Raw genomic sequence first — 19,804 nt, 5'->3', positions numbered from 1 at the left:
CGGCCGACCGGTGCTCAGTCCACCTCGGACAACGCCTCGGCGAACTGCGCCGCGTACAGCCGGGCGTAGGCCCCGCCGGCCGCCAGCAGCGTCTCGTGCGTGCCCTGTTCGACGATCGAGCCGCTCTCCATCACCAGGATCACGTCCGCGTCCCGGATCGTGGAGAGCCGGTGCGCGATCACGAACGACGTACGCCCGTGGGCCAGGCGCGCCATCGCCTTCTGGATCAGCACCTCGGTCCGGGTGTCCACCGAACTGGTCGCCTCGTCGAGGACCAGGATCACCGGGTCGGACAGGAACGCCCGCGCGATGGTGATCAGCTGCTTCTCGCCCGCGCTGACCCCGCTGCCCTCGTCGTCGATCACCGAGTCGTACCCGGCGGGCAGCGTCCGGATGAACCGGTCCGCGTGCGCCGCCCTGGCCGCCTCCTCGATCTCCTCCCGGGTGACCTCGCGCGAAGCGCCGTACGCGATGTTCTCCGCGATCGAACCGCCGAACAGCCAGGTGTCCTGGAGCACCATGCCTATGGAGGACCGCAGGTCGTCCCGGGACATCTTCGCCACGTCGATCCCGTCGAGCGCGATCCGCCCGCCGGTCACCTCGTAGAACCGCATCAGCAGGTTGACCAGCGTCGTCTTGCCCGCACCGGTCGGACCGACGATCGCGACGGTCTGCCCCGGCTCCACGCTCAGCGAGAGATTCTCGATCAGCGGCTTCTCCGGCTCGTAGCGGAAGGCCACCTTCTCCAGCGAGACCCGGCCCTCGGGCCGCTCCGGGCGCTCGCCGTGCTCCGGATCCGCGTCCTGCTCCTCGGCGTCCAGCACCTCGAAGACCCGCTCCGCCGAAGCGATGCCGGACTGCACCAGGTTGGCCATGGAGGCGACCTGAGTCAGCGGCATCGAGAACTGCCGCGAGTACTGGATGAACGCCTGGACGTCACCGATCGACAGCGTGCCCGAGGCGACCCGGAGCCCGCCGACCACGGCGACCAGCACATAGTTGAGGTTGGAGACGAACATCATCAGCGGCTGCATGATCCCGCTGGCGAACTGGGCCTTGAAGCCCGCCTCGTACAGCGCGTCGTTCTGCTCGGCGAAGTCCCGCGCGGACTCCTCCTGCCGGCCGAAGACCTTCACCAGGTTGTGCCCGGTGTACATCTCCTCGATGTGGGCGTTGAGCTTCCCCGTCACCCGCCACTGCTGCACGAACTGCGGCTGCGACCGCTTGCCGACCTGGGTGGCCACGACCACCGACAGCGGGATCGTCACCAGCGCGACCAGGGCCAGCAGCGGCGAGATCCAGAACATCACCACCAGTACGCCGATGATGGTCAGCAGGGAGTTGATGAGCTGGCCCATCGTCTGCTGGAGCGTCTGCGAGATGTTGTCGATGTCGTTCGTCGCCCGGCTCAGTACGTCACCGCGCTTGGCCCGGTCGAAGTACGACAGCGGCAGCCGCGCCAGCTTCGTCTGGAGGTCCTCACGCAACTGGAACACGACCCGGTTGATCACCCGGATCGACAACCGCGTCGACACCAGCATCAGCAGCCCGGCCCCGACGTAGATCACCAGGGCCAGCAGCAGGACGTTCCCCACCGCGCCGAAGTCGATGCCCTCGCCGGGGGTGAAGCCCACCCCCGAGAGCATGTCGGCCATGGACCCGCGGCCGTCCTCACGCAGCCCCTCGATCGCCTGTGCCTTCGTCGTGCCCTCGGCCATCTGGCGCCCGACGACACCGGCGAAGATCAGGTCGGTCGCCCTGCCGAGGATCTTCGGCCCGGCCACCGACAGCGCGACGCTCACCGTCACCGCGCCCAGCATCAGCCAGAGCGAGGACTTCTCCCGCCCGAACCGCTTCAGCAGCCGCTTGCTCGACCCCTTGAAATCCATCGACCGCTCGGTGGGCGCGCCCCCGGCCATCATCCGTCCGCCCGGACCGGCCATTACGCGGCCTCCGCTTCCGTCAGCTGGGAGAGCACGATCTCCCGGTACGTTTCATTGCCGTCCATCAGCTCGTGATGGGTGCCGGTCCCCACGACCCGGCCCTCGTCCAGCACCAGGATCCGGTCCGCGTCACGGATGGTGGACACCCGCTGCGCCACGATCACCACGGTCGCCCCCGCCGTCTCCCGCCCCAGCGCCGCCCGCAGCGCGGCGTCCGTCGCGTAGTCCAGCGCGGAGAACGAGTCGTCGAACAGATAGATCTCCGGGCGCTGCACCAGCGTCCGGGCGATGGCGAGCCGCTGCCGCTGACCGCCCGACACATTGGTGCCGCCCTGCGCGATCGGCGCGTCGAGCCCGTGCTCCAGCGCCTCGACGAACTCCTTGGCCTGCGCCACCTCCAGCGCGTGCCACAGCTCCTCGTCCGTGGCGTCCGGATTCCCGTACCGCAGGTTCGTCGCGACCGTCCCCGAGAAGAGGTACGGCCGCTGCGGCACCAGGCTCACCGTCTTCGCCAGCAGCACCGGATCCAGCGTCCGCACGTCCTCGCCGTCGACCAGCACCACCCCGTCCGTCACATCGAACAGCCGGGGTACGAGTCCGAGCAGCGTGGACTTCCCGCTGCCCGTCGACCCGATGATCGCGGTGGTCTCCCCGGGCCGCGCCACCAGATCCACGGCCCGCAGCACCGGCTCCTCGGCACCCGGATACCGGAACTCCGCGCCCCGCACCTCCAGATGCCCGTGCCGCCGCAGCTCGGTGACGGGGGAGAGGGGCGGCACGACGCTCGAATCGGTGCCGAGCACCTCCTCGATGCGCTCGGCGCACACCTCGGCGCGCGGCACCATCATGAACATGAAGGTGGCCATCATCACGGCCATCACGATCTGCATCAGATAGGCGAGGAACGCGGTCAGCGCACCGATCTGCATCCCGCCGCTCTCGATGCGGTGCGCACCGAACCACACCACCGCGACCGACGACAGGTTGACCACCGTCATCACGGTCGGGAACATCAGCGCCATCAGACGCCCGGTCGCCACCGACACATCGGTCAGCTCGGTGTTCGCACCCCGGAACCGCTTCTCCTCGTACCCGTCCCGGACGAAGGCCCGGATGACCCGGTTGCCGGTGATCTGCTCGCGCAGCACCCGGTTCACCGAGTCCAGCCGCTCCTGCATGCTGCGGAACAGCGGCCGCATCCTCTTCACGATGAGGCCGACCGAGACACCGAGCACCGGCACGACCGCCAGCAGCACGGCGGAGAGCGGCACATCCAGGCCGAGCGCCATGATGATGCCGCCGACGCACATGATCGGGGCGGACACCATCAGGGTGAACGACAGCAGCACCAGCATCTGGACCTGCTGGACGTCGTTGGTGGTCCGGGTGATCAGCGAGGGCGCCCCGAAGCGCCCCAGCTCACGGGCGGAGAAGGACTGCACCCGGTCGAAGACGGCGGCCCGCACGTCCCGCCCGAGGGCGGAGGCGGTCCGGGCTCCGTAGTACACGGCCCCCACATTGCAGAGGACCTGCAGAACACTGACGGCGATCATGAGACCGCCGAATTCCAGGATGTAGCCGGTGTCGCCCGTGACGACACCGTTGTCAATGATGTCGGCGTTCAGACTGGGCAGATACAGAGTGGCGCAGGTCTGGAGCAGCTGAAGGAACACCAGCAGCAGGATGGGTTTCTTGTACGGGCCCAGATGGGCCCGCAGGAGTTTTATGAGCACGCGGGTCTCTCGGAATCGGCGGAGGGCAGAGGCCGACCCAGTTTCGCGTACGCCGTACTCCGAGAGCGAACCCTTTTCGCCAAGCCCAGGTCAAACCTGGAGCGCGCGAACAGGACCCGCGCGCTCCGGATTCACCGCCTCACTCCGGGTGCGCCCCGCGGAAGGCGCCGGGGTGGATCTGGTCCCGGGTGGCCGCGTACTGCTGACGCACCGCACCGCCGACCGCCAGCTCGTCGCCGGGCTCCAGCACCTGGGCCGCCGCGCCCTGCCAGGCCGGGGGAGTGCGCGGGTCGAGGGAGCCCTGCGAGACCCCGAGCGCCCAGGCCGCCTGCCGGGCCGCGCCGATCGCCGCGTACTGGGCGGGCTGCGGCACCACGACCTGGCTGCCGAACACCGCCGGAGCCAGAGCCTGTACGGCCGGGAGCTCGGCGGCGGCGCCCAGCAGGAACACCCGCCGCACCTCCACACCCCGCCCGCGCAGCACGTCCAGGGCGTCGGCCAGCGAGCACAGCATCCCCTCGAACGCGGCCCGCGCCAGGTGCTCCGGCTTCATCGACTCGCGCCGCAGCCCGCTCAGGGTGCCCGCGGTGTGCGGGAGCTGCGGGGTGCGCTCGCCCTCCAGATACGGCAGCAGCACCAGACCGGAGGCTCCGGGCGTCGACTTCAGCGCCAGGGCCGAAAGCTCCTCGATCCCCTCCAGGCCCAGCATCTCGGCGGTCCCGCGCAGCGCGCGTACGGCATTGGAGAGATGCACGACGGGCAGATGCATCCCGGTGGCGTCGGCGAACGAGGTGATCATCCCGTCCGGGTCGGCGAGCGCCTCGTGGTGCACCGCCATCACGGACCCGGAGGCCCCCAGCGAGACCACCGCGTCGCCCACCGCGACCCCGAGCCCGAAGGCCGCGGCCATGGTCTCGCCGGTGCCCGCGGAGATCAGCAGCCCCTCGGGCGTCATCCCGGCGGAGTCGGCGGGGCCGAGCACCTCGGGCAGTCCGGCGGCGTGACCGAGGGCCAGCTCGACCAGATCGGGCCGATAGGAACCGGACCCGGCCGACCAGTACCCGGTGCCCGAGGCCGCGCCCCGGTCCGTGGTCCGCCGGGCGGGCCGACCCAGCAACTGCCACACGAGCCAGTCGTGCGGCTGGAGCACGGCGGCCACCCGCTGGGCGTTCTCCGGCTCGGTCCGCGCCAGCCAGCGCAGCTTCGCCACCGGCTGTGCGGCCCCCGGCACGGCCCCGACGGCTTCCGCCCAGGCCTGCCGCCCGCCCAGCGCGTCGACGAGATCGGCCGCGGCGACCTGCGCCCGCCGGTCGTTGCCGAGCAGCGCGGGACGTACGAGATTGCCCTGCCGGTCCAGCGGCACGAGCCCGTGCTGCTGGGCCGAGACGCCGATGGCCTGCACGCCTTCGAGCAGCCCGCCGGAGGCCGCCTCACCGAGGGAGAGCAGCCATGCCTGCGGATCGACCTCGGTTGCCTTGGCCTCGACCGGATGGGTGGCATACCCCTCCCGGAGCACGGCGCCCGTATCCGTGTCGCAGACGACGATGTGAGTGAAGGCGGAAGAACTGTCCAACCCCGCGACTATGCCCATGGGGAGATTCTGCCGCACCCCGCGACTTTCCCGTAACCGCCGCCGCGGGTCCCGACCGCGACCCCGGGTCCCGGGGCCTAGGTGTTGGTGGTCCCCCAGTCGTCCTCGCCGCCGTTCTGGCTGCTGCGGTCCCGCAGCGACCTGACCCGCTCGGCGACGGACGCGGGCACCTTGTCCCCGACCTTGTCGCTGACCGAGTGGTACGCCTTGCCCGCGATGTCCCGGCCGCTGTGGGCGGCGCTCTCGGCGGCGTTGCGCACGGCGGGGTTCTCCGCGAACTGCCGGGCCGACTTCTTCAACTGCTCGTAACGCTCGCGCCCGGCTCGCGTGCCGAGCACGTAACCGAGGGCCACTCCGGCGATGAACGTGAGCCGGTACCGCATGGCTGCCACCCTTCCTACGCTTGGTGCGACGTGTGCAGCCCGCCTACCCGCGAGCGCCCGAGATCACCCCGGGCGATACCGATTGGCGGAGCACCCCCCTGCTTGCGCTAATGTATGTGTCGCAGCGAACGCGCGCCGCCCGGCAGCCGCCAGGCAGGTACGATTTCGCAGCAGCGCAGCAATCCCCTGTAGCTCAATTGGCAGAGCAGCCGGCTGTTAACCGGCAGGTTACTGGTTCGAGTCCAGTCGGGGGAGCGCGATCCCCTGTAGCTCAATTGGCAGAGCATTCGGCTGTTAACCGGAGGGTTACTGGTTCGAGTCCAGTCGGGGGAGCGGACGGAAGAGGACCCCTCGGGGTCCTCTTTCGCGTGGGGCCGTGCGGAGGCTCTCCGGACGCCCGCACGGGGCCCCGCGATCACCCTTTCGGGTCTCCTCGGCCCCACCCGGAACCGGGCAGCACGCAGCGAAGTCCTCATGATCAGGCGAAGCCGACCATCCGAAGCGAGAGATCGTATGACCGGCTATGCTGCGGCAGACGGTGCGCACACTTGTACGCGCCACGCCGAAACGGGGCGGTAGCTCAGCCGGTTAGAGCAGCGGACTCATAATCCGTCGGCCGTGGGTTCGAGTCCCACCCGCCCCACCACAGCAGAAACGTCGTGACCTGCGAAAACGTAGGTTTCACGCTAGCGCAGACGAGGCATTCGCCGCACGAACGCCGCACCGAAGCCTCGTACGCTTGCTCCCATGGCTTACATCAAGACCAATTCCCGGCTGTCCGGAGCCCCCTCGTACACCGTCATGTGGCGGGCCGGCGGCTCCCGAACAGGGGCGTGGTGTCGCGAGACCTTCGACGATGACGATCCGGCGAAGCGGTTCCGCGACCTGGTCAACGGTCACGGACAGCAATGGCCGCCGGGGTGGGTCAAGGGCGAGGGATTCGTTGAGGCGAACGAGCCTCCGCTGCCGGACTCGGAGAAGTTCGCGGTCTACGCGCACGCCTACGTGGGGCTACTGACGGACATATCTGAGCACACCAGAACCAACTACACGAGATTCATCGATAACCACATGATCCCGTGGTTCGGGGAGCTGTCAGTCTCCGACCGCGGGAGCAGGCTTACCCGGAACCACGTTAGCCAGTGGATTCTGGACCTTCAGAACGGGAGGCCCGGCCCGCTGCACCCTGCGGGTACGAAGCGCCGGGCGTACGCCCCGAAGACCATCGCCAACTTCCACGGCTTGCTCTACAGCATCTTCCAGTCCGCCGTGAGCGCCGATCCCGCCCTACGCGACTCGAACCCGTGCGCCCACACGCGCTTGCCCAAGGGGAACGACACCGAGGATGACGAGGTCTTCCTTGAACCCGAGGAATACGCACTCCTCAAGACACACGTGCGCGCCGACGCCGTCGACATCGTCGATGCCCTGGTGAGCACCGGCCTCCGATGGGGCGAGATAACCGCTCTGCAACCCCGGGACTTCACCTTCGCGTCGAAGCGGCCGACGCTCCGCGTGCAGCGCGCCTGGAAGCGGCGTGGAGAGGGCGGGACGTTCCTCGGCGCCCCCAAGACCAAGAAGTCACGCCGGACGCTCGTGCTCACCCCGGAGCAGGTGAAACTGTTCCAGCGCCGCTGCCGGGGGAAGAAGCCGACCGACCTGATCTTCACCGCGCCAGAAGGCGGGGCCTGGCACTCCGGCGTGTTCTACGCACACCGCTGGAAGCCTGCCATCGACGCCGCCAACGCCGTCGGCCTCACCAAGCGTCCGCGCGTCCACGACCTCCGCCACACGCACGCCTCCTGGCTCATCGCCGGCAAGGTCCCGCTGCCCGTGATTCAGGCCCGCCTCGGCCACGAGTCGATCACGACGACCGTCGACCGGTATGGACACCTGCTGGAGGCCTCGGATGATGAAGTCGTGGCCGCCGTCGAGTGGGCGATGGGTGCCACGATTCCGGATGCCATGACCCAGGCAGCTTGAAGTAGGTCCCGGAACGCAAGGAAGCCGGACATCCTTCGAGGGTGTCCGGCTTCCACTGTTTTGCACTCGTCGACCTATGAACGCCAGAACTGCAGAAGGCGACGGAGTCTGGAGGGCTGCGTTGGCTCGGGGGTCTCTGGACCTTGGGCCAGCAGGCGACGGTCCCGGTCCCGATTTTGATCGATTTCCGCCGGCGAGTACCGGCGGCTCCAGCGGACGTGGCCGTTACGGATCCAGTAGTGCGACTGACACGTGAGTGACCAGTTGCCGATAGAGGGGGCGAGGGACGCGCTTTCGCCGTCATAGGTAAAAGACCACTGGACCGGGGAGAGGGGTGTGACCACTTCTTGGCCACATCCGCAGCAGCACAGGTGGCCGCACGTGCGGTAGGGGACCGAGACGTAGAGCACGCCTGTGTCCATTGTTGAGGGAAACGTCTCGGTGAACACCGGCCGCAGGGTGTCCTGCCTCGTCACGGCAGGTCCTCGTTGGCGATCTCGTTGGTGATCAGTGAGTAAGTGGTGTGGCTCTCGCCGGTGGCGTCGGCGTAGATGTCGAGGGAGCGTTTCCAGCGGATGACGGCCAGGACGGCATTGAGCGCGTTGAGGTCCGCGGTCTGGATGTTGCTTGCATAGGCGTCGCGTTCGGTTGCTGACCGGGGGATGCGGTCGCGGGCGGCGTCTCGGCGCCCGGGGAGGCTTGTGGTGATGCGGAGGAGTCCGCTGAGGCGCCCGTCGATCTCTTCGATACCCATGCCGACGTCGATGAAGGGCACCTCGTGGGCTTCGAGCCAGCCGATGATGGCCGGTTTGCTGGCAGCGTCGTCCGAGGCGAGGAACGCGAATGTCGCTCCTTCAAGCAAATCTAGATTGTCCTCGTCGAGGTACTTCGGGCAGGCAGCTACACCCTGATGCATGTTGGCGTAGACCGCAGCGAAGTAGGTGGCCTTGAGCGGCCGTTCGCGCAGCGTGTCGAGGGCAGCGGCACCGGGCGCGCGGAAGGCGTTGTGGTTGTCGAAGGTGTCGCCATCGATGAGGAGGATCGAGTCGACCTCGGTCTTGGCCACCTGGTCGAGAATGTAGCTTCCGCTGCCTCCAAGGCCGATGATGACGACGCGGTGACCTCTGAACCGGCGGTTGACAGCCGAGATGCCTGCACGTGAAGTGGCGGTGTCGCGGTAGGCGAAGGGGCTGTCGTCGTCGATCTCCTGCCACGCCGCGCCGGGGGTGGGTGTGGCTGAGGAGTCGAGGGCGTGAGCGTGGTCGGCGACGATCCGCACGTATGCGGTGATCTTCGCGTACTGGTCGGGGTAGCCGTCCGGGGGCTTGCTGGAGAGCATGAAGTTCGCCTGCCTGCCGCCGGCGATCTCCCTGGGGTCCGGGTTGGCGACGGTCAGGGGACGGCCGCGCTCGTCGCAGGGGGTAGAGCCACCGAACCAGATGCGGTGGTCGGTCTCGGAAACGAGGCGGTCTCCGGCGACGGTGACGGGGTGGGCGAGGAAGCCGTGCTCGACGGTGCGGCTCTCAGTGACGTACGGGATCTGGACGATGATGTGACCCGCCTGAAGGACGACGTTGTAGCCGTCATCGAGGAGGCGCGAGAGGTCGGGGTCACGAGCGAGAAGTGCGGTAGACATCGAAGACCATCCCCTTCTTCACTCGGACATCGTGGCCGTCGGTGAGGCTGCCCGTTCCGTGTCCGTCGTGCCCGCGGCTGTAGCGGACGGTGTAGGTGTCCTGGTCGTTCGGCGGCTGGCCAGGGTAGGCGAGCTCGACGACCTGCTTGTAGGTGATCTCCTTCGCCTCCCAAACGTGCGGGCGGGTATTGACGATGATCGTGACGGGCTTGGGCCCCTGGTTTTCCTGCGGCATCGCAAGTCCTCCTGTTCGTACTTCATGTAGCCGAAGTCGTGCGAGAGTCGGTCATTGCTCGAAAGTTCGAGCAGGTAGACTGTAGCAGAGGTGATCGAAAAGTCGAGCAGTGGATGAAGTCGGGGACATTGATGAGTGAGAGTCCGGGTGTGAACGTGCAGACCCTGCACGCAGCGCTGGATGCGGCCCGCACGGAGAAAGGGCTGTCCTGGCGGCAGCTGGCCAAGGAGCTCGGGGTGAGCGCCTCGACCATCTCGCGTATGGCCAATGGACTGAAACCGGATGTCAGCGCGTTCGCAGCCATGACGACGTGGCTCCGGATGCCGGCGGAGACGTTTTATGTCAGCTCGGAAGGCGAGAGCGCGAAGGGCGACCCGGAGCTCGTCGCGTCGCTCGTACCCCTGCTGCGGGCGCGTAGCGACCTCAGCGGCGACGACGTGGCCTACCTTGAGGAGGTCATCGGCGCCGCCGCACGGCGGTTCCGTGCGGAACGCGAATCCCGGGGCCATTAAGTTGCGCTGGACGCAGGCGCTGATGCGCGAGGTCGCACAGGAGGAACGGGCCGGACTTGGGTTGGGGCCCAAAGACCCCCTCGACCCTTACGTCTTGGCGGAGGAACACGGTATCGGCGTGTACACCCTCGAAGACCTACAGAAGTTCGAGATGACCGCCGTCGCTCTCCAGCACTTCACGGTGAGCAGCTCCTCGGTCTGGTCGGCTGCCTTGGTGCCGCTCGGCACGGCGCGGGTGATCGTCGAGAACGAGTCCCACATACTCGTCCGCCGCCGCTCCAACATTGCCCATGAACTCGGCCACCACCTGTTGGAGCACTCCTTCGACGGCGTGATTCTCGGTGAGGATCATAAGCGACAGTTCAATCCGGAACAGGAGAAGCAGGCCACGTTCATGGCCGGTGAACTGCTGGTGCCTTTGGCGGCAGCCCAGCGCATGGCGTATGACGGTTGGGACAACGCGCGCGTCGCGGCTGCCTATGTGGTGAGTGAGCAGTTCGCGCAGATGCAGATGAAGGGGCCGCGGGTGCGGGCGCAGCGGGCAGCGCAGAAGTACGGATTTAGTTCATCCACGGGACGTGCCCGGCCTTGAGGAAGGTCCGTCTGTAGGCGAGGCCGCTCACCACAGGCTCAAGGGTCGCCCCGCAGCGACGGCGGCCTTGATTCGGCGGGCGATCTCCTCCTCGGACTCGTCGTGGGCTTGACCTGCGCGGATCGCGGCACCGATCGCGCGCGATCGGTGGGCGGGGCCGCGAAGGTCTGCCAAAGGGCTGCGAGGGTCGTGGCGCCGGGCGAGCCACTCCGCGCGGTTTTCGGCCGGAGTGCCCAGTCGCAGGTGTGCTGGTTGCTGGCAGGAGTGGTTGTCGCAGGTGTGGCAGACGGTCGGGCTGTCGGTACCCCAGCCGAGCCGAGGGATGACACCGTGCGCGAGCTGGTACCCGTAGAGGTGGCCCGGCACCGTGCCGCGTCGCGTCCTGCCCGGCCGCGAGGCGGCCCTGAAGCTGGCGTGGCCGGTGCTGGAGATCCCGCCGAAGAAGAACCAGCAGTCCTCGGTTGACGAGGTTCGGTAGACCTTTGCCCAGTACCGGGCCTGAACGGACTCGTTGGCCAGCCAGGACATCCACTCAACAGCCGGTATACGAACGGGCGTTGGCTCACCGATGAGGGAAAGTTGCTCGTCAACGTGAACGGGCCCGGACCCGTTCACCGCCGCGAGCGGGAAGAGTCCGGGCCCGATGTTGTTCTCAGGCGGCATCAGCCCGGCTGTCGTCCGCCGTGACGACCGGGGCCGGGGCGCCCGAGGTCGAGGAAGCTGCGTCTGCCGCATCTGTCCGAGGCTTTCGGATTCGGGTGGTGCGGGGCCGCTCGGCGCGGGCACGCAGCGATTCGATGATCTCCTTCGCCCGAGCAGCGGTAACAGGCTTCGCCTCACGTTCCAACTCCTCCGCTGGGACGCCCAGCAGTTCCGAGACCAACTCGGCATCGTTGTCGAACAGCCGCAGGACTACAGCAGCAGCCTCCCGTGCCGTGACGTCGGCTTCCTCCTTCGCCTTGGCCGCCTTCACCGCAGCCTCGCGTGCAGTCAGCGCGTGCTCGGCGGCCATCTCCCGCGTCCTCGCCTTCACCGCTTCAGCAGCGCGAACCCGCCGCCGCAGCTCCGACGCGCTCACCGGTCCTGCCGAATTCGTGCTCACCCATGCCCCCAGTTCTGTTCGAAGTCAGTGCTCGTCGTGCGCACAGTAGGCACAGGTCCGCGGACATCTCGAACCACGCCTTCGTTGAGTGCTGGCCAGAGCGAAAGGCAGCCTCCGGCGGGTCCTCCTCGGAGGGGGTGGGGGATGGTTGGTCGGGTGCGGGAGCGTTGTGGTGCGGGTGAAGGCGGGGTTCCCTCCTCGGCCGGACACCCCAAGGGGCGTACCAGGAACCCGGACACGGCGTCCAGGCCGAGCCGCTGCGCGGTCGCTACGCGAGCCAGGACGCCGCGCCCGGAACCCTGGTACGGCGGAGCTGTCCGACCGAGGAGGGAACCCCGCCCAGGCCCGTTGTGGTCGGGCCCGGCCGGGCGGGTGCGGGCCGTGGGGTGCAAGAAAAGGCCAGCTCAGAGCCCTTATCCGGGTTGACCCAATCCCTAGAACATGGTTTAATTAGTGATGTCGGAAGGGGAGGGCAACCCCCGACCGGCACACGGCGGGCCGACCGGCCGCCGACAACCTCTCTCACCAGGAGAATGAACGTGAGCACCACGAAGGCACCCGCGAAGCTCGAAACCATCCGCGCCCTTCTCGCTAAGGCGGAGGATCCCCGTACTCCGGAGGCGGAGGCGGAGTTGGCCCGGAAGCGGGCGTTCGAGATGATGGCGAAGTATGGCGTCGAACAGGCGATGCTCAACGACGCCAACCCGGCCAGCGACGCCCCGACGGACCGCAAGATCGTTCTGGATAATCCGTGGGCGATGGAGCGTGTCCGCCTCATCAACCGCATCGCGCTCGCCCTCGGCTGCGAGCTGATCCACCTCGGCCGGGACGGCAGCGGCCCGGCCCGCCGAGTGCACATCTTCGGGTACGCGAGCGACCTTCAGCGTGTCGAACTGCTCTACACCTCCCTTCTCCTCCAGATGAACAGCGGACTGGCCGCTCAGTCGGTCCCGCCGGGCCAGGGTGCGCGTGCCTGGCGTCGATCCTGGCTTCTCGGCTTCATCAACCGGGTGGGCGACCGCATCGAGGAGGCCGAGCGCGGCGCACGCGACGAGGCCAAGGGCGAGACCACCGCCACCGGCCGCAGCGCGGTCCTCGTGCTCGCGGACCGCAAGGCCGTCGTCTCGCGCAGCTATCAGCAGGCGTACCCCCGTGCACGGAAGGGTGGCACCACCACCATGACCGGCAACGGGTACGGAGCCGGGTGGACGGCGGGAAGCCGCGCCGACATCGGCGGTAAGCAGATCGGCCGCACCATGGCCGGGTCCATAGCCGCGTAACCCCGTCAAGGCCGGGGGGTGGTCATCCGCCGCCCCCCCCGGCCGCCGAGCCCGCGCCCTACCCCAGGAGGCATGACCGTGCCCGCTCGAAAGCCCCCGGCCACCCCCGCCCGCATCCTCGCGGCCGCCGCCGACCACATCGAACGCGTCGGGCTCTACCAGGGTGACCACCTCTGGCAGCCTGGCCGGATTGGCGACACCGCCCCGTGCTGCACGCATGGGAGCGCGGCGTGCGCTCCGTCCGGCCCCGCTGGTCCGTACGCGGTGAACCCTGGAACATCTTCCAACGCGCCCTGTTCGACTCCCTTGTGGTGCTCAGCAACCAGGTCAACGGCCGTCCCGTGTCCGGGGTCCGGTGGCGAAAGCTGCGGCTCACGGAGGACGCCTACCGGCGCACCCTCCTGTGGTGCTGGGGGGACGAACCCGAGCGGACCACCGCAGAGGCCGCCGCCATGATCCGCGCCGCCGCAGCCCTGCACCCGAGTGACGGCGATCACAACCTCCCCGGTTGCCCCAACCTCAAGAACATGGTTTAATTAATGGTGTCGGAAGGGGGAGGGCAACCCCCCGACCGACACCGTCACCGGGCCGAACGGCCCGAAGAACTCTCACCAGAAAGAGAAGGATCGATGACGAACACCAAGACCCAGGCCGGCGTCCAGACTGCCCCTGCCCCGTGGCCGACCCTCACGGTCGCCGAGCTGGCCGCGCACCCCGGCAACGTCCGCGACATCGAGGCCCCGGCCGATCTGCTGGCCGACGTGAAGGACAACGGCGTCGTGGAGCCGCTGTACGTCGTGCGCACCCACGGCGACGTGCCGCAGGTCATCGACGGGTTCCAGCGACTGGCCGCCGCCGTCGCCGCAGGGCTGGAGGCCGTGCCGGTCACCCCGCGCCCCGTGATCCGGATTGACGCGCTCACCCCGCACCCGAAGAACGCCCGCGAAGACCTGGACCTCAACGCGCCGTTCGTGGAATCGCTCCGCACCGAGGGGTGCCGCATCCCCGTCAAGATCCAGCGCCTTGACGGCGGAGTCCTTCAGGTCAACGACGGAAACCGCCGCTACCACGCCGCGACGGACGCGGGCCTTACCCACGTGCCGTACGAGTGGGAGGACGACGACCGCGACGCGGCCGGACAGTTCCTCGACATGATCACGACCGCTCAGCACCGCAAGAGCCTGAGCACTTCCGAGGTGAACCAGGCCATGTTCAGCGCGGCCGAGGCGGGCGCGCAGGTGGGCCGCATCGCCAAGGCCGCAGGCGTGCGGCAGAAGGACGTCAAGACGCTGGTCAAGGTCCGGTCCGACGAGAAGCTGTCGGCCGTCGTCAGCGGCGCGAGCAGCTGCGAGTGGACGTTCGAGCACCTGGCCGCGCTGTCGGAGTTCGCGGACGACGCCGAAGCGCTCGCCGCGATCACCGAGGCCGCCGCCGACGATGACGCCGACGAGGGAGACGTTGACTGGGTCATCGCCGTCGAGCGGACCAAGCGCGACAAGCGGACCAAGGCCGAGGCCCACCGCGCGGAGCTGGAGGCGGCCGGGCAGAAGATCCGGGACGCCGAGGAGTTGTCCGAGCGTGCCATGCCCGTGTGGCGACTGCGCGGCATCAGCACCGAGGAGCACGCCGACTGCAAGGGGCTGGTGTGGGTGTTCGACGACCGGCGGGCAGACCGGTACGAGCCCTACTGCTCCGCCCCCGGCCTGTACGGGCACACGGTGCCCGAGGGTGCCAGCGCCAGCGGCGGCACGATGACCACCGCCGACAAGGAGGCCGAGCGCGCCGCCCGCGCCGCCGTCAAGAAGGGGAACATCGACTGGGACGCGGCCGAGGCCCTGCGCCGGAAGTGGATCACGGACCTGATCAAGCGGCGCAACCTCCCGAAGAACACCACCAACACCCTGATCGGACACGTCAATAATGCTCTCCTGAACGGCAGTTGGGGTATCTCCGACGACCTGAACAAGGAGGGCACCACGGAGATCCTGGCCGGATTCCTGGGGCTGAACGCCGAGCAGGCCAAGGACCGGGGCAGCTTCGCCGGGCACGTCGCCAAGGACCCGCGCCGGGCCCCTCAGCTCCAGTTCGCCGCCATCGCCGCCGTCCGGGAGAAGTGCGCAAACCGGTCGGCGTGGCGGACGGACAGCCAGCACGCCCCGTGGACGCGGAAGCCCACCGGCCGGTGGTTCCAGGTGCTCGCGTCCCTCGGGTACCCGCTCACACCCATTGAGCAGTCGGTCGTGGATGAGGAGCCCTACGACCCGTCGAAGAAGAAGCCCCGCGCCGCGATCACGTCCGGCAGCGAGCCGGAGACCGAGCAGGAGCCCGGCACCAACGAGGAGGCGGGCGAGCCGGAGGCCGAGGAAGCCGACGACCCGGCCAGCGACGACGAAGCCGCCGCCTAACCACCTCAAGCCGCCCGACGCCGGGGGCGGGAACCGCCCCCGGCACCCCCAGGAGCCCCACAGTGACCCGTACAGCTCTGTTCGAGACCCACGCCGACGACCACGGTTGCGGATGCGTCCCCGCCCCCGCCGAGCCCGACCCCGGCACCACCGCCGACATCATGCAGGCCCGCGCCATCGCGGGCGGACTCGCAGAGTTCGGCATTGGCCCCGCCCGCTGGTCTGCCGCCTACGACCACCAGGCCGCCGCCGTCGTCCTGCGCGTGGACACCCCGCGCGGACTGTACGCGCTCGCCATCCCGGCCCCCGGCCAGCCGTTCCCCGTCCGCCACCGGGGCGAACGCATCGGTGCGCTGGACTGCCGCCGCACGTACGGCACCGCCGACAGCTACACCGCCGCCCATTTCGCCGCGTTCCTGCGCGACCGCGCTGCACTCGACATCCCCGGCCGGGATGCTTGCCCCACACCCCAAAACATGGTTTAATTAATGGTGTCGGAGGGGGAGGGCAACCCCCCTCCGGTCCCACGGGCCGCCAGCCGGCCCGACCCCGGCCGTACGCGGAGGGCAACCCGCCCGGCCGGGCGCTCGATTCCTCTCTCACCAGCAGGAGCACCCACGATGACCAGCGCAGCCATGCGGTTTTCCATCCCCGCCACGGCCCAGGCCCGCGTCCGCCAGCTTGTCGAGGCCACCAACGCCCGCGCCGCCATCCACAAGCTCACCGCCTACACGCTCGATGTCTCCGCGCCCTTCCTGGCCGACTACCACGACATCGACGGCCGCCTGATCGGCAAGCGCCCCACCGTCACCGTGACGATCTCCGGTGACATCCCCCGTCACCACGGCTGGACCGTCCTTGCCCGTCTGGACCACGACGAGGAGGGCGAGACGATCACCAGCCTGTTCCCCGGCCTGCCCGAGCAGGACGCCGAGGCCGTGCGCGGATACCACGCCATCGCGAACGTCTGTCACGGCTGCAACATCGCCAGGCACCGCACCGCCACCTATCTCGCCCGCCACGAGAACGGCGAGATGCGGCAGTTGGGCACCACGTGCGTCGAGCCGTACACCGGCCTGCCGATCAAGGGCCTTGAGGCCCTGTGGCGGTTCGGCACGCTGAAGGACTCCGATTGGGACGGCGAAGAGGGCGGCATCCCGGCCGATCTCCGCGTCCCGGTGGCCGAGGTCCTGCGGGTGACCGCCGCCATCGTGAACACGGAGGGCCGCTTCTACAGCCGGTCTGAGCAGTGGAAGAACACCCAGCCGACCGCCGACGGCGTCGAAGCGTACTTCTTCGACCGCAAGGCCCCGATGGAGTGGCGGGCCGCCATCGACGCCGACCCCGACGCGCCGACCACCGCCGCCGCCGTCCGGGCGTGGGCCGTCCAGGGATACGGCAGCCTCTCCGACTACCGACACAAGGTGGGCCAGCTGGCGAAGGGCGAGACCGTTGACCCGCGCCACCTGCCGACGCTCGTGTCCGCCATCGCGGGGTGGTACCGCGACCAGGAGAAGGAGGCCACCGAGCGGGCCGCCCAGAACAGCAAGCCGCAGGGCACCGTGGGCGAGCGCATCACCACCCCCGCCACCGTCACCACCGTGATCGAGCTGGAGGGCCGGACGTACGGCTACCAGACCCAGCGCCGTCGACTGGTGAAGTTCCAGGACCCGCAGGGCAACGTGTTCGTCTGGTTCAGCAGCGCCGCCGACGTCCCCGACCAGGGCGACGAGGTCGAGCTGACCGGCACGGTCAAGGACCACAGCATCTACGGCGAGACCGTACAGACGGTTCTCACCCGGTGCCGCGTCGCCGCACGCGAACCGGTCGCCGCGTAGCAGGCCCGGCCGGGCGGGAAGCACTGCCCGGCCGGACCCCGGCCGCCGGGCCGTGGGGTGGGCGGCGTCGAACCGCCCACCCCACGCTCCGCCCACCGCCGTCCGGGCCCGACCGCGTCGGCGGCCGGCCCCCACTCACTGGCCCCCGTACGAAGGGCGTCCCTCCGGGACGGCTCAGCCTGGCCCGGCTCGCAGCCGGCCGGAGCGTCCGGGCCGAAGGGCGTGCCCTTCGGGCACGACGGCACTGTCCGTCGCGCTCCGCGCGACCACGGGCGGCACCCGTACGACGAGGCCACGGCTCGCCGCCGCCCGCACCACTGAGACACCCGAGGAACACCCCCATGCCCGAGAACGCTTGCGCCGTCCGTCCCCAGGCCGCCACGGCAGGAGAACCGTCTCCGCAGACGTGCATCCAGGTCGCCAGGCAGGCCGCGATCCTCGCAGTCACCGCCGCCGACGACGCCATGACCGCCGTGTGCCACAGCCGATCGGGCGCCTCGGCCCGCTTGGAGGTGGTCATGCGCGCTGCCCACAAGGAAGCCGTCGAGGCCGAGCGCCACGCCGACCGTGCGGAGCAGTACGCCGACGACCCCGCGATGCCAAGCAGCGCCCCGTTGTACTGCGCCCGCCAGGCCGTCGACCACGCCGTGCGTGCTCAGTCGGCCGCCGGGGTCGAGACGACCGCCGCCGACCTGCGGGCCGAGCTGGAGCGGAAGCTGACGGCGGCCGAGTACGCCGAGCAGGAGAGCGCCCGCCGTCAGCAAGAGGCCGAGCAGGAGGCCGAGGAACGGGCGGCCACCGGCATGGACCAGGAGAACCGGGACCGCGCGGCGGAACCGGTATCTCGCCCAAGGGCATGTTGCCGAACTCGGCTGGACGGCGGGACACGTCCGTGTGATGGAGGCCGCCGAGTCCGGCCGTCTGTACTGGCAGGGCGGACGGGCCCGGCAGGCAGCACGACGTGGCGTCTGGGACGGCGGCCGGCGGATCAACCGCGAACGGACGCAGGCCCTGTTCGCCGCCCGATTCCTCGTCGCCGTCCGCCAGGACGACGGCACCCGCACCCTGATCCCCAGCCCGATGGGCCAGGTTGCCCTAGAACTCGCGCGACTCCACCCGGCGGGTCTGCAACGCACCGACCGGGAAGCCTACGAGGCGCGGTTCGCCAAGGTTCGGCGACGCCACAAGCGCCGCGACGACCAGAAGGCCGCCGCCCGCCTGCTGCCGCCGCTCGACTCCAGTGCACGGAAGCTCTACCGGAGGCCGGTCACGCTCACCGAACAGCACGAACGCGCCGAGCGCGAAGCCGCCGACCGATGGGAAGACGAAGGCGGCTACTGCCCCGCGGTGAAGGTGCCGAACGCTGCAGCCACCCCAGCCGAGCAGTCCTCGATCCCGACAAGGTCATGGTCGAGCGGGAAGTCCGCCGTGCAGTCCACCTTGTGGTGAACGGGGTGCCGGCCAGAGCGAAAGGCAGCCTCCGGCGGGTCCTCCTCGGAGGGGGTGGGGGATGGTTGGTCGGGTGCGGGAGCGTTGTGGTGCGGGTGAAGGCGGGGTTCCCTCCTCGGCCGGACACCCCAAGGGGCGTACCAGGAACCCGGACACGGCGTCCAGGCCGAGCCGCTGCGCGGTCGCTACGCGAGCCAGGACGCCGCGCCCGGAACCCTGGTACGGCGGAGCTGTCCGACCGAGGAGGGAACCCCGCCCAGGCCCGTTGTGGCCGGGCCCGGCCGGGCGGGTGCGGGCCGTGGGGTGCAAGAAAAGGCCAGCTCAGAGCCCTTATCCGGGTTGACCCAATCCCTAGAACATGGTTTAATTAGTGATGTCGGAAGGGGAGGGCAACCCCCGACCGGCACACGGCGGGCCGACCGGCCGCCGACAACCTCTCTCACCAGGAGAACGAACGATGAACACGCCTCTCACCGTCGCAGAGCTGGCCCACCCGATCGCTCTCGAACTCGGCGGAAACTGGCGACCGCAGCCCGCGCACCACGGCGTCCAGGAGCTGGACCACGCCGCCACCTTCACCCACATGGACGGCCGACAGCTTCACCTCTCCGAGCGGTTCGATGACCCCGGCCACCTGCACATCCGAGGGGCATTTCCCGCCACCGACTACCCGTTCCGCAGGGGCGAGCGCGACACCGTCCGAGTCGCCATGAACGAGGACCCGGCAGACATCGCGGCCCGGATTGCCGCCGACCTCATCCCCGTGCACCGGGACGTCCACGAGCGGGTGAAGGAGCACAACCGCGCACAGGCCGAGATGCGCCGAGACGTCGAGGAGGCCGCACGCGATCTCTCGGCGCGACTCCCCGGAGCGCGGACCCGGGTCGACGGCACAACCGCCTTTGTCTACATGAATCTTGAGCCGGGAGAGGTCCGTATTGGACTCGACGGCGACACTGTGAGCCTCGTACTCAACGACGCCCCCCGGATCATCGCCGACGCCGTCGTATTCGCGGTGAGTCGATTCCTTCCCCACGTTCAGACCCCCGAGGGTGAGCGCGGCGAATACGTCGATGGGTATGCCCTCTAACCTCCCCCATGCTTCCCGGCGGCGCGCTCCCG

18 protein-coding genes, 3 tRNA genes and 1 pseudogene are annotated in these 19,804 nt (G+C 69.2%); 13 read left to right on the top strand and 9 right to left on the bottom strand.

From position 1 onward, the window contains the following. Positions 1-14: 14 nt before the first annotated feature. The 4 genes from ACH4UK_RS04075 to ACH4UK_RS04060 form a co-directional block, all read right to left on the bottom strand. Entirely contained in the window at positions 15-1,943 is a 1,929-nt protein-coding gene (locus ACH4UK_RS04075) for an ABC transporter ATP-binding protein (protein WP_398354402.1), read from the bottom strand. Further along, positions 1,943-3,676, bottom strand: a complete 1,734-nt coding sequence (locus tag ACH4UK_RS04070; protein ID WP_398354401.1) for an ABC transporter ATP-binding protein — start codon at positions 3,674-3,676, stop codon at positions 1,943-1,945. Before ACH4UK_RS04070 ends, ACH4UK_RS04075 begins: the two co-directional genes overlap by 1 nt. Positions 3,677-3,815: 139 nt before the next feature. Beyond that, on the bottom strand, positions 3,816-5,267 hold the full coding sequence (locus ACH4UK_RS04065; RefSeq protein WP_398354400.1) for an FGGY family carbohydrate kinase: 1,452 nt from the start codon (positions 5,265-5,267) through the stop codon (positions 3,816-3,818). A 77-nt stretch (positions 5,268-5,344) separates the two neighbouring features. After that, a complete protein-coding gene (locus tag ACH4UK_RS04060) occupies positions 5,345-5,650 on the bottom strand; it encodes a YtxH domain-containing protein (RefSeq protein ID WP_398354929.1) in 306 nt (101 codons plus the stop codon). 182 nt (positions 5,651-5,832) lie between these two features. Between ACH4UK_RS04060 and ACH4UK_RS04055 the strand changes: the two genes are divergently transcribed. From ACH4UK_RS04055 to ACH4UK_RS04040, 4 genes are all read left to right on the top strand, one after another. Beyond that, positions 5,833-5,905, top strand: a tRNA-Asn gene (locus ACH4UK_RS04055). A gap of 5 nt (positions 5,906-5,910) precedes the next feature. Then, positions 5,911-5,983 (top strand) — tRNA-Asn (locus tag ACH4UK_RS04050). A gap of 236 nt (positions 5,984-6,219) precedes the next feature. Next, positions 6,220-6,296: transfer RNA gene (locus tag ACH4UK_RS04045), tRNA-Ile, on the top strand. A gap of 101 nt (positions 6,297-6,397) precedes the next feature. Continuing rightward, complete coding sequence (locus ACH4UK_RS04040) at positions 6,398-7,633, top strand: tyrosine-type recombinase/integrase (RefSeq protein ID WP_055643598.1); 1,236 nt, start codon at positions 6,398-6,400, stop codon at positions 7,631-7,633. Between the two features lie 74 nt (positions 7,634-7,707). On the opposite strand, the gene ACH4UK_RS04035 is transcribed toward ACH4UK_RS04040, so the two are convergent. From ACH4UK_RS04035 to ACH4UK_RS04025, 3 genes are read right to left on the bottom strand one after another with little or no spacing between them, the layout of a single operon-like run. Continuing rightward, positions 7,708-8,055 carry a DUF6527 family protein gene (locus ACH4UK_RS04035; protein WP_079037949.1) on the bottom strand — a complete coding sequence of 116 codons (348 nt, stop codon included), beginning with the start codon at positions 8,053-8,055 and terminating at the stop codon, positions 7,708-7,710. 50 nt (positions 8,056-8,105) lie between these two features. After that, positions 8,106-9,269 carry a ThiF family adenylyltransferase gene (locus ACH4UK_RS04030; protein WP_055643599.1) on the bottom strand — a complete coding sequence of 388 codons (1,164 nt, stop codon included), beginning with the start codon at positions 9,267-9,269 and terminating at the stop codon, positions 8,106-8,108. Then, entirely contained in the window at positions 9,244-9,504 is a 261-nt protein-coding gene (locus ACH4UK_RS04025; protein WP_033248701.1) for a multiubiquitin domain-containing protein, read from the bottom strand. The genes ACH4UK_RS04030 and ACH4UK_RS04025 overlap by 26 nt, the downstream gene beginning before the upstream one ends. A 149-nt stretch (positions 9,505-9,653) precedes the next feature. Between ACH4UK_RS04025 and ACH4UK_RS04020 the strand changes: the two genes are divergently transcribed. Next, positions 9,654-10,016, top strand: coding sequence for a helix-turn-helix domain-containing protein (locus ACH4UK_RS04020; RefSeq protein WP_230883020.1), 363 nt, complete (start codon positions 9,654-9,656; stop codon positions 10,014-10,016). Positions 10,017-10,038: 22 nt separating this feature from the next. After that, positions 10,039-10,608 (top strand): ImmA/IrrE family metallo-endopeptidase, encoded by a 570-nt coding sequence (locus ACH4UK_RS04015; RefSeq protein WP_055646307.1) that lies wholly within the window; start codon positions 10,039-10,041, stop codon positions 10,606-10,608. Positions 10,609-10,635: 27 nt separating this feature from the next. On the opposite strand, the gene ACH4UK_RS04010 is transcribed toward ACH4UK_RS04015, so the two are convergent. Together ACH4UK_RS04010 and ACH4UK_RS04005 are read right to left on the bottom strand one after the other, a co-directional pair. After that, positions 10,636-11,271, bottom strand: a complete 636-nt coding sequence (locus tag ACH4UK_RS04010; protein ID WP_055643600.1) for an HNH endonuclease — start codon at positions 11,269-11,271, stop codon at positions 10,636-10,638. Beyond that, the gene (locus ACH4UK_RS04005) at positions 11,261-11,620 is read right to left on the bottom strand and encodes a hypothetical protein (RefSeq protein WP_055643601.1); all 360 of its coding nucleotides are present in this window, start codon (positions 11,618-11,620) and stop codon (positions 11,261-11,263) included. The genes ACH4UK_RS04010 and ACH4UK_RS04005 overlap by 11 nt, the downstream gene beginning before the upstream one ends. Positions 11,621-12,249: 629 nt before the next feature. Between ACH4UK_RS04005 and ACH4UK_RS04000 the strand changes: the two genes are divergently transcribed. The 7 genes and pseudogenes from ACH4UK_RS04000 to ACH4UK_RS03970 all read left to right on the top strand — a co-directional run bounded on the left by ACH4UK_RS04000 (position 12,250) and on the right by ACH4UK_RS03970 (position 19,772). Then, positions 12,250-12,990 carry a DUF2786 domain-containing protein gene (locus ACH4UK_RS04000; RefSeq protein ID WP_187452135.1) on the top strand — a complete coding sequence of 247 codons (741 nt, stop codon included), beginning with the start codon at positions 12,250-12,252 and terminating at the stop codon, positions 12,988-12,990. 72 nt (positions 12,991-13,062) lie between these two features. After that, positions 13,063-13,526 (top strand): annotated as a pseudogene (locus ACH4UK_RS03995) (DUF6197 family protein). 93 nt (positions 13,527-13,619) lie between these two features. After that, complete coding sequence (locus tag ACH4UK_RS03990) at positions 13,620-15,395, top strand: ParB/Srx family N-terminal domain-containing protein (RefSeq protein ID WP_055643604.1); 1,776 nt, start codon at positions 13,620-13,622, stop codon at positions 15,393-15,395. A 62-nt stretch (positions 15,396-15,457) separates the two neighbouring features. Beyond that, the gene (locus tag ACH4UK_RS03985) at positions 15,458-15,880 is read left to right on the top strand and encodes a hypothetical protein (protein WP_055643605.1); all 423 of its coding nucleotides are present in this window, start codon (positions 15,458-15,460) and stop codon (positions 15,878-15,880) included. 135 nt (positions 15,881-16,015) lie between these two features. Beyond that, the gene (locus tag ACH4UK_RS03980) at positions 16,016-17,233 is read left to right on the top strand and encodes a hypothetical protein (RefSeq protein ID WP_055643606.1); all 1,218 of its coding nucleotides are present in this window, start codon (positions 16,016-16,018) and stop codon (positions 17,231-17,233) included. 897 nt (positions 17,234-18,130) lie between these two features. Then, on the top strand, positions 18,131-18,682 hold the full coding sequence (locus tag ACH4UK_RS03975) for a hypothetical protein (protein WP_055643607.1): 552 nt from the start codon (positions 18,131-18,133) through the stop codon (positions 18,680-18,682). Positions 18,683-19,139: 457 nt separating this feature from the next. After that, positions 19,140-19,772 carry a hypothetical protein gene (locus ACH4UK_RS03970; protein ID WP_055643608.1) on the top strand — a complete coding sequence of 211 codons (633 nt, stop codon included), beginning with the start codon at positions 19,140-19,142 and terminating at the stop codon, positions 19,770-19,772. Positions 19,773-19,804: the final 32 nt, after the last annotated feature.

The sequence above is a fragment of the Streptomyces sp. NPDC020884 genome (assembly GCF_044333935.1).
Taxonomy (GTDB): Bacteria; Actinomycetota; Actinomycetes; order Streptomycetales; family Streptomycetaceae; genus Streptomyces.
This window is presented reverse-complemented; position numbering and strand designations above follow the sequence as displayed.

Bases quoted from the DNA above. Each gene is read 5' to 3' on its own strand.
- ACH4UK_RS04060 (WP_398354929.1), bottom strand. From the start codon at position 5,650: ATGCGGTACCGGCTCACGTTCATCGCCGGAGTGGCCCTCGGTTACGTG.
- ACH4UK_RS04010 (WP_055643600.1), bottom strand. From the start codon at position 11,271: ATGCCGCCTGAGAACAACATCGGGCCCGGACTCTTCCCGCTCGCGGCG.
- ACH4UK_RS04075 (WP_398354402.1), bottom strand. From the start codon at position 1,943: ATGGCCGGTCCGGGCGGACGGATGATGGCCGGGGGCGCGCCCACCGAG.
- ACH4UK_RS03990 (WP_055643604.1), top strand. From the start codon at position 13,620: ATGACGAACACCAAGACCCAGGCCGGCGTCCAGACTGCCCCTGCCCCG.
- ACH4UK_RS03975 (WP_055643607.1), top strand. From the start codon at position 18,131: ATGGAGGCCGCCGAGTCCGGCCGTCTGTACTGGCAGGGCGGACGGGCC.
- ACH4UK_RS04030 (WP_055643599.1), bottom strand. From the start codon at position 9,269: ATGTCTACCGCACTTCTCGCTCGTGACCCCGACCTCTCGCGCCTCCTC.
- ACH4UK_RS03970 (WP_055643608.1), top strand. From the start codon at position 19,140: ATGAACACGCCTCTCACCGTCGCAGAGCTGGCCCACCCGATCGCTCTC.
- ACH4UK_RS04065 (WP_398354400.1), bottom strand. From the start codon at position 5,267: ATGGGCATAGTCGCGGGGTTGGACAGTTCTTCCGCCTTCACTCACATC.
- ACH4UK_RS04025 (WP_033248701.1), bottom strand. From the start codon at position 9,504: ATGCCGCAGGAAAACCAGGGGCCCAAGCCCGTCACGATCATCGTCAAT.
- ACH4UK_RS04040 (WP_055643598.1), top strand. From the start codon at position 6,398: ATGGCTTACATCAAGACCAATTCCCGGCTGTCCGGAGCCCCCTCGTAC.
- ACH4UK_RS03980 (WP_055643606.1), top strand. From the start codon at position 16,016: ATGACCAGCGCAGCCATGCGGTTTTCCATCCCCGCCACGGCCCAGGCC.
- ACH4UK_RS04015 (WP_055646307.1), top strand. From the start codon at position 10,039: ATGCGCGAGGTCGCACAGGAGGAACGGGCCGGACTTGGGTTGGGGCCC.
- ACH4UK_RS04035 (WP_079037949.1), bottom strand. From the start codon at position 8,055: ATGGACACAGGCGTGCTCTACGTCTCGGTCCCCTACCGCACGTGCGGC.
- ACH4UK_RS04005 (WP_055643601.1), bottom strand. From the start codon at position 11,620: ATGGCCGCCGAGCACGCGCTGACTGCACGCGAGGCTGCGGTGAAGGCG.